Origin of the sequence: Acrocarpospora macrocephala, assembly GCF_009687865.1 — a bacterium.
In the GTDB taxonomy this organism is placed as follows: Bacteria; Actinomycetota; Actinomycetes; order Streptosporangiales; family Streptosporangiaceae; genus Acrocarpospora; species Acrocarpospora macrocephala.
Genome location: NZ_BLAE01000031.1, coordinates 45,073 through 61,086, shown reverse-complemented (window position 1 = coordinate 61,086; position 16,014 = coordinate 45,073). Strand labels below are relative to the sequence as shown.

Here is a 16,014-nt window from a genome sequence, read left to right as displayed (position 1 = left end):
CACAGGTACCCTCTTCGGTATGCGGATCTCCCAGCTCAGCGCCGAATCCGGGGTGCCCATCCCGACCATCAAGTACTACCTGCGCGAAGGCCTCCTCCCCCAAGGCGAGCAAACCTCCGCCACCCGCGCCGAATACGGCCAGACCCACCTGCGCCGCCTGCGCCTGATCCGCGCCCTCCTGGAGGTCGGCCGCCTCCCCGTCGCCGCCATCCGCAAAGTGATCGACGCCGTCGACGACGAGACCCTCGGTGTGCACAAGATGCTCGGCACCGCCCACTACGCCCTCAGCCCCGGCGTCGAACCCCACGAGGAAACCCCCGACTGGCAGGAAGCCCGCGAGATGGTCGACCAACTCATCGCCGCCTACGACTGGCAGATCGAACCCAATGCCCCCGCCCGCGAAGAACTAGCCCAAACCATCGTCGCTCTCCGCCGCCTCGGCTCCGAACCCACCCTCGCCGACCTCATCCCGTACGCCACCGCCGCCCAAACCCTGGTCCAGACCCACGAAATCCACCAAATCCCCTTCGACGCCCCCCGCGAAACCACCGTGGAAGCCCTCATCATCGGCACCGTCATGTACGGCCGGGTCCTGGACACCATCCGCCGCCTCGCCCACGAATCCGAATCCGCCAGAATCCTCACGACCTAAAGCCACCCCGCCAGCGCGTATATATCGCCTATATCGCTCTAAGATTGGCTTCCGTCCAGGGGTCGAGGAGCATGACGTTGAGCGAATCGGGCGAGGTGCCACCGGGGCTCAACCCCGCTGTTCCCAGTGTCGCGCGGATGTACGACTACTGGCTCGGCGGCAAGGACAACTTCAGCGCGGACCGCGAGGCGGCCGAGGAGGTCATCCGGCTGGTCCCCGGCGTACGCGAACTCGCTCGCGAGAACCGGGCATTCCTGCGCCGAGCCGTGGAACACCTGACCAAGACCGGCGTACGCCAGTTCATCGACATCGGCGCCGGCCTGCCCACCCGGGAGAACACCCACGAGGTGGCCCAGCGCCTCGCCCCCGACGCCAAAGTCGTATATGTCGACAACGACCCGGTCGTCCTGGCCCACGCCCGCGCCCTCCTGGCCAACAACCCCCGGACCATCGCCATCGAAGGCGACCTCCGCGAGCCCAAATCCATCTTCGACCACCCCGAACTGCTCGCCCATCTCGACCCCGAGCTCCCGACAGCCGCCCTGATGCTCTCCGTCCTGCACTTCATCACCTCCGACCGCGACGCCCTCGCGGTCGTCGCCCACGTGCGGGACGCCCTCCCCACGGGCAGCCACATCGTGATCACCCACATCTACGCCGGCGACATGCCCCCCGCCGAACGCGCCGAAGGCCGCGCCATCTACGCCCGCACCTCCACCGGCCCCGCCGCCGACCGCTCCCTCACCTGCCTCACCAACTTCTTCACCGGCACCACCCTCCTCGACCCCGGCCTCGTCCCCGTCCACGACTGGCGCCCAGACCACCCCGTTCCCCCACGAATGGACACCGCCAAGCCTTATGTTCTGGGAGGCGTCGGCACGATCACCCGCTGAGGAGCTCCTGTGACGATGCAGTTCAGCTATGGGGAAGCGGTCCGGGTGCTGGGGGGCGAAACCCGCACGCTCCAGGCTCTGGATCGAGCTTTCGGCGGCCTGCTCCTGGGAGCGGCCATGATCCCGGGGACGAGCGGGGTCGCGCTCAGCTTGTTCGACGCCAAGACCGAGGCGGTACGGCTAGGCCACCAGCTCATTGGCTCGCTCCGTGAGAAGGTCACCGGTACCAGCCGCTACACGAGAACGGAACGTTTGCACGCGGCACACACGATCATCATCACGACCGCGTTCTTCGAAGCCCTCGATGACATCGAGGTGCCCTTCAGTCTCAAGCGCCTGGACCTCACCTACGCCGAGAAGAGCGCGATCTTTTCCGCGGGCAAGCCCCGGCGTGCCGCGCTGCGTTTCCCGTTGGAATCGTCAGACGGCATCCCGATGTCCGAGATCGCGGCGGGAATACTGTTCCGCCGCCAGCACAAGGCCTACTCTCTCGCCTGCGATTCGTTGATAGCCTTCATCGCCGGTCTGGCCGTTTGGGAAGAGCTCAATTCGACTGAGAAGGACCGGGCGCAGCGGGAGATCTACCGGTTGCCGCGCTTCGCCGCAGACCGCTACGAGCAGATGTACCGCCAGCTCGCCATCGAGTTCCCCGAGTTCGCCTTCTGGGCGTACCAACGCGAACATCACGAGACTCAGGAGCAGATCCGCCACGGGCTCGGCGGCCTGAACTCCATGCTCGCCGCCATCACCTCCGGCCGGGTCCCGCCTCCCCAACTGCGGAGCATCCTTGCCTTGAACCACGCGGCCCTTGCCCGCCCGATCAGCCCGACCAAAGACCGGCCGGGGAACCTGGCCCTGCCCACCCTCGCCGATGGATACGTCAACCCACGATTTCGCGTCATTACCGGACAGGAGGATCTCAGCCTGGAGGAGTCCTGGGCGGCCGAGCCGATCCGGGACGACCTCCAGCAGATGCTGGCCGGGTTCGTGACCTCGATGGCCGCTACCCGTTCGCCACTGCTGGTTCTCGGCCAGCCGGGCGTGGGGAAGTCCGTACTCACCCAAGTGCTCGCCGCTCGTCTCCCCGCTGGGGATTTCCTGCCGATCCGCGTTCCGCTCCGCCAGGTCCCCGCCGACGCCGGAATCCAGGAGCAGATCGAGGCGGCGATCCGCGTCGCCACTGGTGAAACACTGAATTGGCCCGAACTGTCTCGCTCCGCCGACGGTGCCCTCCCGATTGTCCTTCTGGACGGCCTCGACGAACTACTCCAGGCGACCGGCGTCAATCGAGCCGACTATCTCGTCCAGGCCGCCGAATTCCAGACCCGCGAAGCCGAGCTCGGCCGCCCGGTAGCCGTGATCGTCACCACCCGGACGGCCGTCGCCGACCGCTGCCGCTTGCCCGGCGGAACCGTCGCCGTAAAGCTGGAGCCGTTCTCCGACGACCAGGTGAAATTGTGGATTGACACCTGGAACAGCACCAACGCCACTCATTTCGCCTCGACCGGCCGTGAGCCGCTTGCATATGACGACGTGCTTGCGCACCGTGAACTTGCCGAGCAACCACTGCTCCTGCTGATGCTCGCGCTGTACGACGCCGACTCGGCCACCGGTCCAACGCCGACATCCAAGGGAGCCTTGCACGAAGCGAGTGGACTCAGCCTCGGCGAGTTGTACGAGCGCCTGCTGCACGGTTTCGCCGCCCGGGAGGTCGACAAGCACGAACCCAGCCTTTCCCCCGCCCGGCGCGAGGCGGCGATCGAACGGGAGTTACTCCGGCTTTCAGTGGCCGCGTTCGCCATGTTCAATCGAGGTCAGCAGTGGGTCACCCACGATGACCTGGATCGAGACCTCACCGCGTTGATCCCCGACCCTCCGACTCCCGGAGTGGGCTTCCAGCGTCCGCTGACTGCGGCCCAGACGGTCATCGGCCGGTTCTTTTTCATGCACCAGGCACTGGCGCTCCAGGATTCCAATGAGCTAAGCACCTATGAATTCCTGCACGCCACCTTCGGTGAATATCTGATCGCGCGCTTGGTCCGGGATCTGCTGCGCGAGGGAGCCGCGCGAGAGATACACGATCACGAAGGCATCCTGGGCGGGATATTCAGCCCGCGTCCCGATCGGAGGCCCCTGGGTGCCCTGCTGTCGTTCGCCGTCCTGTCGGTCCGCGCGTCGATCCCGGAGTTCCTGATCAACATCTCCGAACCGGGCGAGAACCTGAGGCCGTTTCTCCAGCACCAGTTCCAGGAAATCTACTTCGGCACCGAACTGACCCGCTCGAACTATGAACCCATGGCTTTGTCGGCGATCCAGCGCATCGCCCGGCAGACCGCCAACCTTGTCCTGCTGACCACGGTCCTGACGGGACCGGTGACCGCCGCAGAGTTGTTCGGCCCCGATGCCGAGGCGGTGTGGCGTTGGCAGCACTTGGTCGATCTCTGGCGGGCCGGGATGCATCACGATGAGTGGCCCAGCATGGTATCCGCGCTGGGAATCGCCCGTTCGTGGGACGGGGACAGGAGAGTGCTGACCGTGTATTGGACGGGCTCACACCAGGTGCTTCCCGTGAGCTACCGATCCAAGGTGGGAGAACTCCAGACCACCCGCGATGTCATATGGGAAACCCAGGACCCACTGGCATGGGCGCACAACAAGCCCCCAACCGCCGATCCTCGGCAGTGGCGGGCACTTCCCGCTCACACCATGCTCGACACCGGGGCCGGCCGATCCGTGAATGCGGAAATCTTCACCCCTATCTTTCATTCCATGCCTTACGCGGTGACCTCCATCGCCAGCACCAGCGACGGGGCCTCAACTTCCCTGTTCACCGCTTTTAACGATCTACGGCTCCCCGACAAGCAGATCTATCCAGTCGACCACCCCCCGCTCACAGAGGCCTACGCTCGCGTCTTCGAGATGATCTCCCGGATTGGACGATTACCACGCGAGCATTTCCTTCGCGAGGTGTTAATCCGTCTCTTTGAGGATCTGCGAAACTTAACCGCGCCGGAAGCGTCCGCTCTTCTGATTCAGGCATTGCCGCTGGTAAGCCTCGACCCCATCATTGTGGGCGAGGGAGACTACCTGGTCACATGTGCCCTTTACCTGGTGGCACGCGACCGTGATTATCTAGAACTCCTCGGTCGGGTCCTTTACGAACTCCCCCTCCCCGGTTGGTTATACCTGGAGGCGGCGGTAACGCTCATGGAGTTGGACGTTGACCCGTCCGAAGTCCCAGCGACCGCCTTCGATGTCGTCCGCCGACTACGCGCGGACGAGCTGATCGGCATCGAACGCGAACATCCGCATCTGTTCCACCGCGCCCGCCGCATCATCCGCGCCGACGGCGGACGCTACCGCCTTGTCTGGCCGACCTGATCGGTGGGAGTTAGAGGAGGCCGACGCCGCTGAAGCCGTCTACGCCCGGGAGGAGGGGGAGGCGGGGGGACGAGGGGTCGGGGCGCCAGTCGTCGGTGGAGACTAGGCCGGGGTCGACGAGGGTGAAGCCGTTGAAGAAGTTGAGGATTTGGGTGTGGGAGCGGGGGCGGACGGCGCCGGCGGTGGTGCGGGTGTAGACGGCGGTGCCTTCGGCTAGTTGGGATTCGTCGAGGTCTCCGTAGGAGAGGTGGCTGATGACGATGGCGCTGCCGGGGGCGAGGTGGTCGCGGAGGGTTTGCACGATGGTCTCGGCCAGGTCGTCTTCGGGGATGAAGTGGAGGACGGCCAGCAGGAGCACGCCGACGGGACGGGTGAAGTCGAGGTGGGCGTTGACGCGGGGGTCCTTGAGGATGGCGAGGGGTTCGCGGAGGTCGCCGTCCAGGACGATGGTCTGCTGGTTGTCGGCGAGCAGGGCGCGGCCGTGGGCGAGCACGATGGGATCGTTGTCGATGTAGACGATCCGGGAGTCGGAGGCGGCGCGGAGGGCGACCTGGTGCACGTTCTCCTGAGTGGGGAGGCCGGCGCCGATGTCGAGGAACTGGCGGATACCGGTCCCGGTGAGGAAGTTGACGGCGCGGCTGAGGAAACGGCGGTTGGCCTGGACTCCCTCGCGGACGTTGGGAGTGAGCTCGATGATCTTCTGGGCCGCGGCCCGGTCGGAGGCGAAGTTGTCCTTGCCGCCGAGGAAGAAGTCGTACATCCGGGCGACGCTCGGAATGTTCGGGTCGATCCCCGTGGGTGCCTGCTCGAATTCCATCGATCCCCCAAACCCTCAACACGTTCGCTGACGATCTTAGCCCAACGATATGAGGATTTATCGCCTTTCCGGGGTTATATCCGTCCGGAAGCCATGTCCATGAGGCGGGCCAAAACCTGTCCGCCGGACACCCGTACGCCGTCGTGTTCCCACTCGTTGGTGACCCAGGTTCGCACGTTGCCCACCCGGCGCGCGGTCTCCAGGGAGAGCGCCGCGTCCACGTACATATCGTCGTGGTAGACGGCCGCGAAGACGGGGATCTCGTTGGCGGCCAGCCGGTTCGGATCGTAGAGGGGAGGCCAGGCGGCGCGGGTGGCGAGCTGGTCGGCGGCGGGTTTGAGGGGGCGGAGGGCGCGGATGTCGTCGAACATCCAGGGGTAGATCATTTCTCCGGTGAAGAGCAGCGGGGCGGCGTCCTCGGCGAGTTCGGGGGGCAGCAGGCGGGCCGCCGACCAGTTCGTGGCGGCGCCCTGGGTGTAGATGGATTCGTGCAGGACGGCGTAGAGCGGGTTGCCAGCGAAGCTGGTTTCGGTCATGACCTGATGGAGGAAATCGTCGGTGACGCCCTCGTCGATGAGCCAGTGCAGGCGCTGCGCGCCCTCGCCGGTGCCGAGCATCATGCCGAGGGTCTGGAAGCGGCGCACGGTGAGGCGGTCGCCGTCGGGGAGGCGTACGTCGTGGGTGCGCAGCTGGTCGGCGATGGCCTCGATCCTGGCGGCGTCGGCGGGGAAGCGGGCCAGGTAGCGGCGGCATTTGTCCAGGACGCGGGGGTAGGTGCGCGCGTAGACGTCGTCGGCCGTCGCGTCCAGGCCGGGCAGGCCGCCGGTGATGTAGCAGGTGCGGAGCCCTTCGGGAGCCTGGGAGAGGTAGGTCAGCGTGAGGAAGCCGCCGTAGCTCTGGCCGAGGGTGTCCCAGGGCCGGTCGGTCAGCCGCCGCCTGATCAGTTCGGCGTCGGCCACGATCGCGTCGGCCCGGAAGTGGTGGAGTTCCCCGGCCAGGTCGGGGGTGCGGGCGGTGACCGGGGTGCTGCGGCCGGTGCCGCGCTGGTCGAGCAGGAGCACGCGGTGGGTGCGCAGCGCGTGGCCGAGCCAGCCGTCCGCCGAGGTGGGGCGGGGGGACTTGCCGCCGGGACCGCCCTGGAGGAACAGCAGCCACGGCAGGTCCTCGCCACGCCGCGCCGGGTCGACCGCTTCGCGCGCGAACACCTCGATGGTCCGGCCGCCCGGGTCGGCGTGGTCCAGCGGAACGGTGAACGAATGGTCGCTGAGCGCGACACCCGGCAACAGAACGGTCATTGCGCCAAGGTACCCGTTAGCGGAGTTCAACCCTCCCGTAAGGAGGACTGCCCACAATCGGGGACATGACGAACTCTCCCACCGTCTCCGGCCTGGTGAAGACCGCACTCGCCCTGACCGCGGTCAGCCTGGCCCTGATGGGTTGCGGCCCGGCCGCAACCTCCCCGAACACCGACGCGGCCGCCCCCGAAGTGGTCAGCGTCGCCACCCAGGAACCCGAAGAAGCCACCGCAACCGCTACCGAACCCGCAACCGAACCCACCGAGGAAACCACTGGGGAGACCACCGGGGCCACCGTCCAGCCCGGCGGAACCCTCATCGACGGCAGCGTCGTCTCCGGCGAGCTCACCCGCGCCGGCCAGAAAGACGTGTACGTCATAGACCTGGGCGAAGCCCGCGAGTTCTACGTCGCCGACATGAACGGCTCCACCGACCTGCAGTTCCAGGCCTTCTCCGACGTCGACGACGAACCGGTCGGCCTGCCCAACCTCAGCCTGTCCTTCGGCACCTGGGTCTTCAAGCTCACCAAGGCGGGCACCCACCGGCTGGAGGTCTGGGGCAACAACAACACCATCGGCCCGTACGGCTTCCGCATCGCGACCGTGAAGCCCCGCACGTTCCCGGTCACCATCGGCATGAAGATCGAAGAAGGCAGCCCCGCCGGGGCCGGACGCCTGGACGTCCCCGGACGAATCGACCGTTTCGAGTTCGACTCGGACGGCGCGACGGCCATCAAGGTCGTCGGCGGCACCGGCGCGTGCACGGCGATCGAACTGGAACTCGTGGACGCGGCTTACACCAACATCGCCAACGCCCGCCAGCCGGTCCCGCTTTGCGGGGATTTCGACATGGCGCTCTCAAACGGCGACGGCAAGTACGCGCTGATCGTCCGATCGAACTCGGCGAAGACAGGCCCGTACGCGTTCCAGCTGGTTCGCGGCGGTTAGGACGAGCGGCTGAGCTCTCCTCGGTACGCCAGGGAGCCGCCGCCCTCCTGCCCTTCGTATACCAGCGTGTCCCCACCGGAAGACGTGAGGGTGATATCCCCGCCCACACACTGACCCTGCTGTTCCATGGTGAGATCGAGCGCGTTGCCCCGATTCCGGGTGACTCGCAGCGCTTGCTCGCAGCTCTCCCGGATCGCGTATCCCTCACGATCACCCTCTCCCAGGATGATCGTGAGGCCGTACGTGTCCTTCCGGCTGTCCTGGGAGACGACGTCTCCTTTCCACGTCCCCGCGAACGCCCCGGACACCAGCGTCCCCGTCGCAGGCCCCGAAGTAGTCCCCGTCGTAATCTCCGACGTAGTCCCCGGCTCGGTTCCGGTCTCCGCGCTGACGACCGGCTCCGAAGGGCCACCGGACGGCAGGGTCGTGCCCTGGTTGATCAGGAAGAAGGCGACGATCGCGACGACCACCGCCGCCCCGCTCACGATCGCGGCAATCGCCCGCCGGGGGACCCGCCGATCGCTCACCCCGAGCATGGCCGTAGGCGAAACCACCGTCGGAGCCGTCGTCCCAATAAATCGCGTTAAATCCGGTGCGAGCACGGCGGTCGACTCTCGCGTCGGGTCGACCAGGCGGATCATCAGTTCCTTCGCCGTCGGCCGATGCTCCGGGTCCTTCGCCAGGCAATCCCGCAACACCGGCAGGAGGCTCTCCGGCACCCCCGCCAGATCCGGCGGCGCGCTCAGCAGGCGATGAAACACCGAAGCCACCGTGTCCTGCCCGAACGGCGCCCGCCCGGTCGCCGCGAACACCATCGTCGCCGCCCAGGCGAACACATCCGCCGCCGCCGACGCCGGCACCCCCCGCAACTGCTCCGGCGCCATGTACGGCGGCGTCCCCGCCAACTCCGAGGTCGCGGTCGCCCCATCCAACGGACGCGCGATCCCGAAATCCACCACCCTGGGCCCATCCGGCCCGAGCAGCACGTTCCCCGGCTTGAAATCCCGGTGCACGATCCCGGCGGCGTGGATGGCCGCGAGCGCGGAAGCCGTACCGACCGCGAGCCGATCCAGATCCCCATCCCGCAGCGGACCACCGGTCTTGACCCGATCGTGCAGCGAGGGCCCAGCCACGAACTCGCTCACCACATACGGTTCAGGCCGGTCGAGTTCGGCGGCGAGCACCCGGGCCGTACAGAACGGCGCGACGCTACGCGCGGCCTCCAACTCCCGGGCCAGACGCCGCCGGGTCACCGGATCAGTGCCCCCTTTGAGCACCTTTATCGCGACCCGCTCCCCCGCCGCCGACCAGCCTTCGTACACGACACCCTGCCCGCCCTCCCCCAACCGGGCGACGATCTCAAAGCCACCCAGCGTGCGCGGGTCGGTGCTCTCCAGCGGGCCTGCGGCCATTCGATCCTCCTGCGGTTCCTGGCCCGTCCAAAGGTACGCCGCGCGCGGGTTCAGCCGAATCTTGGCCCGGGGATCGCTATCCGGGGCCGCTGGCGACCGGGGAGAACCTGACGTCCTTCCAGGACGCCCGGAATTTGGTTATTTATGGCGTTTTGCGCAAAGATCGGGACGTGCTGCAGATGAACCCCGCGCTCAGTTACGGCTTGAGCTGTGGGCAAGGTGCTGCACGAACTCGCGGCGTAGGCCGCAGGTGACCCGGCAGCTGCCCGCCGCGCTGCTGGCCGCCGCGATCGCCCTCTCGATCGCGGGGCTGGCCTGGCGTCCCGCCATGCTCGCGGCCGGGGCGGTCACCTGGGTGGCAGGGATTCTCCTGCTCCAGCGGCTGACCCGGCGGTATCGGGCGATCGTGGTGCTGCTCGCCGCGCTCGGCGTGGTGGGTCTCGGGATCGGGATCGCGCACGGGGTGACGCCGGACTGGCGGCTGGCGCTGGCCGCGAATCAGCCGATGATCAGCATGCTGGCGGCCATCTCGTTCGTGCGGCTGGTGGCGCCCCGGGGGCGTACCGGCGAGCACAAGGCGCCGACGGGGCGGTCGGGGGTGTGGCAGACGACGATGGCCGTGCACGTGCTGGGGTCGGTCATCAACCTCACCGCGCTGGACATCATCGCGAACCGGATATTTCGTAAGATCCCACTGCCTCGGGCCGAGCTGATGGTGTTGTCGCGGGGCTACTCGGCGGGGGCGTTCTGGTCGCCGTTCTGGGGGGCGTCGGCGGCGGCGCTCACCTACGCGCCGGCCGCGAAGCTGCCCATCCTCATGGCGGTCGGCGCCGGGCTCGCGCTGGCCGCGCTTTCGATCAGCTGTGTGCAGATCACCCGGGCGTTCGGACCCGCCGTCCGCGACTTCCGGGGATATCCGCTCACGCTCGGGGCGCTGCGCCTGCCGCTGACGCTGGTGATCCTGGTGGTGCTCGCGCACGTGCTGCTGCCGTCCGTGCCGGTCACCGGGATCATCATGGTCTGCGCTCCGGCGCTCACGATCACCCTGCTGGTGGTGCGGACACCGCGCCGGGCGGCCAGGCGGCTGGTCGCGCACGCGCGGCGGAGCCTGCCCGCGATGAGCGGCGAGCTGTCCATGTTCCTGTCGGCCGGGCTGCTCACGGCCGGGTTCGCGGCCATGCTCGACGTGGTGCCGCTGGATCCGCCCATGCTCCGGTTCGGCGTGCCGCAGGCGTGGGCGCTCGTGCTGGTGATGGTCTTCCTGTCCGCGGTCGGGGTGCATCCGGTCATCTCGCTGGCGGTGGCGGCGAGCATGCTGGCTCCGCTCGAACCCGACCCGACGCTGTTCGCCATGACCGGCCTGATCGCGTGGGGCATCCAGGCGGCGGGCGGCCCGCTGTCCGGGTTGAACGTGGTGCTGCAGTCGCGGTTCCGGGTGGACACTTTCCGGATCGCGCGCTGGAATCTCAGCTACGTGTTCGCGATCCTGGTGCTGGCCTACCCGACGTTGTGGGTAGTCGCCCGCTGGAGCTGCGGCGCGACCTGCTGAGCAGCCATACCCATTCGGTTTGCAGCGAATAGGTGACATTTCTGCTCCGGTGACAAGCTGGCGTAGAGGTGAGACCTTCGTATGAGTACGCGGCGTTAGTTCTTCGCGCCGAGTGCCTGTTGGAGGGGGCTAATTCGGTGAGCGAGTGGACGGTTCCGGGGTATCGGGAGATACGTGAGTTAGGCGTCGGCGGCAGCGGGCGGGTCGTGCTGGCGACCTACGAGTCCACCGGCGCGTTCGTGGCGATCAAATACCTGAGCGAGCGGCTGCGCAACGACCCCGAGTTCCTGGCGGGCTTCCAGCGCGAGGCCCGGCTGATGGTCGAACTCCAGGACGCCCACATCGTCAAGCTCTACGAATACGTGCAGTCCCCCTATGGCGACGCCGCCATCGTGATGGAGCTCGTGGACGGCGTGCCGCTCCGCCGGATCCTCGCCGAACACGGCACCACCAGCCCGGAGGCGGCGCTGGTCGTGCTCAAGGGCTCCCTGCTCGGCCTGTCGACCGCGCACGCCCAGGGGGTCGTGCACCGCGACTACAAGCCGGAGAACGTGCTCATCCAGGCCGACGGCACCAGCAAGCTGGCCGACTTCGGGGTCGCGGCGCTCAGCGGGGAGCAGGGGGTTCCGTCGGGGACGCCGTCGTACATGGCGCCGGAGCAGTGGTCGAGCAATCCGGCCAGCCCGGCCACCGACGTGTACGCGGCCACGTGCGTGTTCTTCGAGTGTCTGACCGGGCGCAAGCCGTACCGGGCGGATCACCTGGCGGGGATGCGGCACGCGCATCAGCATGCGCCGATCCCGACCATGGAGGTGCCGTCCTCGGTGCGCGCCCTGGTCGGGCGGGGGATGGCGAAGAACCCGATGGACCGCCCGCCGACCGCGCGGGCCTTCGTGGCCGATCTGGAGGCGGCGGCGGTCGCGGCGTACGGCTCCGACTGGGAGGAGCGCGGGCGGCGGCACCTGGCCGAGCTGGCGACCCTGCTGGCGCTGCTGTTCCCGCTGGCGCGCCCGGCGTCGGCGCCGGAGGTGGGCACCTCGCTGGCGCGGACCGTGCTGTCGGATCGGCTCGGGCATTTCGCGCCGAGGTTCGCGATCGGCGGGTCGCTGGTGGCGGCCGTGGTGATCGCGGTGCTGGTCGCCTCGAACGGGGCGACGCCCGTCTCGGAGGGCACGACGCTCCGGCCGCCAGCGCAGAGCGAGTCGCCGGAGCCGGTCGTGCCGACGGTGGAGCCGACCGAGGAGTCCACGGAGCCGACGGAACCGACCGGCGAGACGGTGACGGATCCGACCGATGAGGCCACTGACCCCCCGGTCGCGCAGCCGCCGGTGACCGACCCGACGACCACGCCGACCGTCACGCCCACGGTGACCGCGACGGCCACCGTCACACCCGCTCCGCTGAAGGTGACCGGGCTGGCGGTCTCGTCGTTCGACGGGCAGTCGGCCTCGCTGCGGGTGCGTACGTCGGCCAACCGGCCGGTGTCGCTGCGGGTGGTGTTCGCCGAAGGGCCCGACACCGATCATCTGGTGGCGCGTCCCGCGCAGGTGATCCCGCTGGCGGGGGCCACCACGTACACGCCGGTGGTGCAGGACGCCTTCACCGCGCCCGCCTGCGGGAAGACCGTGTATCGCAGGATCACCATAGCCACCACGCCGAAGGCGGGGCCGGTCAGCAAGACGACGCCGATCAAGGGCCCGGCGTGCCCGCCCCCCGCCGTGCAGAGCGTGGCGATCGCCAGCTGGGACGGCACGACCGCGGGCGTCGAGGTCAAGACCGACGGCCCGGGCCCGGCGAAGGTGACGGCGGTGTTCGCCAGGGACGGCAAGCCGGCCCAGACGAAGTCGACGAACATCTCCGGCAAGACCACCTACCCGCTGAGCCTCAAGGGGGACCTGGGCGAGGTGGCCTGCGAGAAGGTGGCCGTCTTCAGCGTCACGGTCACCACAGAACCGGCCGCCGCGAACGGCCCGCAGACCAAGCAGGTGCGGGTGCCGGGGCCGCAGTGCGCGCCGCCGACAGTGAAGATCGCCTCGTGGAACGGCCGGACGGCCAGCGTGCAGGTGACGTCCGGCTCGACCGCTCCGGTCAAGCTGACCGTGTCCATCGTGCAGCACCTCCGGTACGGCGAGCGTGACCTGGAGTTCAAGGATGCGCAGAGCGCCACGCTGGAAGGCGACACGCAGTACACCAAGGAGTTCTCGGCCTCCTTCAAGCAGCCGCAGTGTGGTTTCACCGACGAGCGAGTGATCACGGTCAGCGCTTCCCCGGGCGGCGCCACCGCGACCTCCACGTCCAGGATCGTGGGCCCGGCCTGCCCGGATCCGGAAACCGAGGAATCACCCAGCCAGGGCACCGACGGACCCATCCTCTGAGGATCTCCGTTCGGCACTGAAGGAGGCACCGGCGACGCCGTGCCTCCTTTTCCTGTTTGTTCATGTTTGGGTAAAGTGCGTTGACTCTATGCATAGATGTCACTGAATATCCCTTTTGCGAGGGATTGCCTCCTTCGTGACTCATGTCCCCGAAGGGAACAGGAGGCCCCCCACTCTCATGAGCCCCGAGATGGCGAAGTTGATCGCCCTGCTGCGGCAGGAGATCGGTTACACCGAACGACCGAATGGACACACGAAGTTCGGCAAGTGGTACAACAACGTCGAACAGGATGCCGACTACTCCACGCAGGCATGGTGCGACATGTTCCTGTCGTGGGGCGCGCACAAACTCGGATACCAGGAGTGGTTCGGGCAGTTCGCCTGGACCGTCGGGCACGCCCGCTGGTTCCGCGAGCAGGGCGCCTGGGGCGACAAGCCGGTGCCGGGCGCGGTCGTCTTCTACGACTGGGACGGCTCGGGCAGCCTCGACGGCATCGACCACATCGGCCTGGTCACCGGGGTGGACGGCAAAGAGATCACCACGATCGAAGGCAACGTCGACGGCAGCCGCGTCCGCGAGAAGTCGCGGGACCAGAGCGCTGTCGTCGGGTACGGCTACCCGGAAAAGATCAAAGAACGACTGCAACCGGCCCAGGTCAAAACAGACACCGAGCCCGAAGCGGTCAAACCGCCCGACGTCATCTCCGGGGACGCGCCCGAAAACGCCTCTGAAGATCCGGCCGCCAAGCTGGCCACGCGGGAGGGGCGCCCGAACTCCCACGACCACCGCGACCAGCAGAACCGGCAGGACCACCAGGGCCACCAGAACCACCAGGACCAGCAGGACCAGCAAGGCCAGGCGGACCAGCAAGGCCAGCGGAACCAGCAAGACCGCACCGCCCAGGGGCCCGCGCCCAAGAAGCACGCAAACAAGAGGACGTCCGAGAAACCGTCCGCCAAGACCGCGCACCCGAAATCCCAGCAGAACAACGAGGGGATCGCGGGACACCTGGCCGCGTTCCCCGTCTCGGCCGTCCAGCACGTCCCCGCGGGCGGCATCGAGGCCCTCAACGCCCAAGCCCTGATCGCCCCCCTCCTGCTGGCCGTCATCGCCCTCGGCTACGCCAAAACCCGCAGGACCCGCGTCAACGCCGTCGCCGCCACAGAACCCCCCAGCTGGTTCGACCCCGCCGAATCAACAGCGGAGTTGCCCCGATACCCCCACCACCCCACCCCACCTCAACCGCAATATCGCGGTAAACGCCGCAAACCTGAAACGTCCGACATCTACCGGAGCGGCGCCCTCCCCGACGCCCTCAAGGCCGCCTGGGCCGAGCACTCCGACGAACCGGCCCGCGGACGCCACCGGAAGAGCGGAGATCCGGGCTAACGAAGATCGACCCCGGCAATAACTTCTCCTGATCGCCACGGTACGGCTCTTCGACTTGACACCTGAGCCGTTGTTACGCTCCGTAGTCGTGCGAGTGTGCACCGAGATCGGGGGATTTCTAGATGATCAATACTCGGAGGGGTCGGCGTTCATTTTTGCCGGTATTGCTGGGGTGCCTGCTCGTAGGGCTGGCCATCGGCCTGGTGCTACCGGCGTCAGCGTCCCGCGAGGCGCAGTTGACGGTACGAGTCACTGACAACCGGACATACGTGGCGCCATCCGCCACCGTGAGCTTCACGGTTACCGTGATCAACGAAGGAGGCGAGAAAGCCAATGCGATCGACACCCGGCTTGAACTGGGCGCTGGACTGATTGTCTCGTCGGCCTCGGACGGCGGCTCCGCCGGCGGCGGCTCCGCGAACTGGCCCAAGTTCTCGCTCGCCGGTGGGGCGGAGCGGGTCTTCCAGGTGGTCGCCCGGGTGCCGGACCAGGCCATCGCGGGCTTCCGCTACGAGTCCAGGGCCATGGCCACCGCCCAGGGCACCATCGCCGACGCGACCGACGAGACCTTCGTGGGCGCGGCCCAGCTGGCGGTGAGCCAGACCGACCGCAAGCAGGAGGCGGTGCGCGGCGAAACCCTCACCTACACGATCACGGTGAGCAACCCGGGAACGCTGCCGCTCGGCCAGGTCAACCTGGTGGAGTCGGCCGGCAGCGGCCTCCAGTTCGAGTCCGCCACCCGGGGTGGCGCCTGGAACGAGACCCACCGCCAGGTGACCTGGCCGGGCTTCGAACTGGCGGCGGGCGCGGAGGAGAAGTTCATCATGACCGCCAAGGTGCCGGCCGACGCGAAATCCGGCCAGGTGCTGCGCACCACGGCCAGCGCGACCGCGGTCGGCCTGAGCGATCAGGCCGTGGACGAGACGCTGGTGACCGTGGCCACCGGCCTGGCGCTGAGCAAGAGCGACGACCGCGCCGACGCCAAGCCCGGCGAGGAGCTCACCTACACCATCACGGTGCGCAACACCGGCGAGGTGAACGAGCCCTCGGTCGCGCTGGTGGACCGGTTCGGCGAGCGGCTGGAGTTCGTCTCCCTGTCCGGCGACGGCACGTACGCCGATGGAGAGGTGCGCTGGCCCGAATTCCCGCTCAAGGCCGGGGAGCGCCGGGTGTTCTCGGTGGTGGCCCGGGTGCTCAAGAAGGGCGAGCGCGATCTGGTGCGGAACGAGGTGATCGCCACCACGCCCAACGGCCGCCGGAGCATGGCCGAGGACACCACGGTGATCATCACGCCGCCCCCGCC

Annotated in this window: 11 protein-coding genes and 1 pseudogene; 9 read left to right on the top strand and 3 right to left on the bottom strand. The window is 68.0% G+C overall.

Annotated elements, in window-relative coordinates; all coding sequences use genetic code 11:
- Positions 1-19: 19 nt before the first annotated feature.
- The 3 genes from Amac_RS25895 to Amac_RS25885 all read left to right on the top strand — a co-directional run bounded on the left by Amac_RS25895 (position 20) and on the right by Amac_RS25885 (position 4,926).
- Positions 20-652, top strand: a complete 633-nt coding sequence (locus tag Amac_RS25895) for a MerR family transcriptional regulator (RefSeq protein WP_155356999.1) — start codon at positions 20-22, stop codon at positions 650-652.
- A 71-nt stretch (positions 653-723) separates the two neighbouring features.
- The gene (locus Amac_RS25890; RefSeq protein ID WP_155356998.1) at positions 724-1,545 is read left to right on the top strand and encodes an SAM-dependent methyltransferase; all 822 of its coding nucleotides are present in this window, start codon (positions 724-726) and stop codon (positions 1,543-1,545) included.
- 15 nt (positions 1,546-1,560) lie between these two features.
- Entirely contained in the window at positions 1,561-4,926 is a 3,366-nt protein-coding gene (locus Amac_RS25885; protein ID WP_373869840.1) for an NACHT domain-containing protein, read from the top strand.
- A gap of 10 nt (positions 4,927-4,936) precedes the next feature.
- Here Amac_RS25885 and Amac_RS25880 read toward each other — a convergent pair whose 3' ends face one another.
- Together Amac_RS25880 and Amac_RS25875 are read right to left on the bottom strand one after the other, a co-directional pair.
- On the bottom strand, positions 4,937-5,743 hold the full coding sequence (locus tag Amac_RS25880) for an SAM-dependent methyltransferase (protein ID WP_155356996.1): 807 nt from the start codon (positions 5,741-5,743) through the stop codon (positions 4,937-4,939).
- 74 nt (positions 5,744-5,817) lie between these two features.
- Positions 5,818-7,038: an alpha/beta fold hydrolase gene (locus Amac_RS25875; RefSeq protein WP_174900227.1), complete on the bottom strand. Its 1,221-nt coding sequence runs from the start codon at positions 7,036-7,038 to the stop codon at positions 5,818-5,820.
- A gap of 65 nt (positions 7,039-7,103) precedes the next feature.
- Between Amac_RS25875 and Amac_RS25870 the strand changes: the two genes are divergently transcribed.
- Entirely contained in the window at positions 7,104-7,985 is an 882-nt protein-coding gene (locus Amac_RS25870) for a hypothetical protein (RefSeq protein WP_155356995.1), read from the top strand.
- Here the strand turns inward: Amac_RS25870 and Amac_RS25865 are convergent.
- On the bottom strand, positions 7,982-9,397 hold the full coding sequence (locus tag Amac_RS25865; RefSeq protein WP_155356994.1) for a serine/threonine-protein kinase: 1,416 nt from the start codon (positions 9,395-9,397) through the stop codon (positions 7,982-7,984). The two genes, Amac_RS25870 and Amac_RS25865, sit on opposite strands and share 4 nt — an antisense overlap.
- A gap of 83 nt (positions 9,398-9,480) precedes the next feature.
- On the opposite strand from Amac_RS25865, the pseudogene Amac_RS56395 reads away from it, so the two are divergent.
- The 5 genes and pseudogenes from Amac_RS56395 to Amac_RS53815 all read left to right on the top strand — a co-directional run.
- Positions 9,481-9,606 (top strand): annotated as a pseudogene (locus tag Amac_RS56395) (mandelate racemase); the annotation flags it as partial.
- 41 nt (positions 9,607-9,647) lie between these two features.
- Complete coding sequence (locus tag Amac_RS25860; RefSeq protein WP_155356993.1) at positions 9,648-10,946, top strand: hypothetical protein; 1,299 nt, start codon at positions 9,648-9,650, stop codon at positions 10,944-10,946.
- A 137-nt stretch (positions 10,947-11,083) separates the two neighbouring features.
- Entirely contained in the window at positions 11,084-13,321 is a 2,238-nt protein-coding gene (locus tag Amac_RS55310) for a serine/threonine-protein kinase (protein WP_218041282.1), read from the top strand.
- Positions 13,322-13,511: 190 nt separating this feature from the next.
- Complete coding sequence (locus Amac_RS25850; protein WP_170322642.1) at positions 13,512-14,711, top strand: CHAP domain-containing protein; 1,200 nt, start codon at positions 13,512-13,514, stop codon at positions 14,709-14,711.
- 287 nt (positions 14,712-14,998) lie between these two features.
- Positions 14,999-16,014, top strand: a 1,016-nt coding sequence (locus Amac_RS53815) for a DUF11 domain-containing protein (protein WP_170322641.1), incomplete at its 3' end; no start/stop codon positions are given.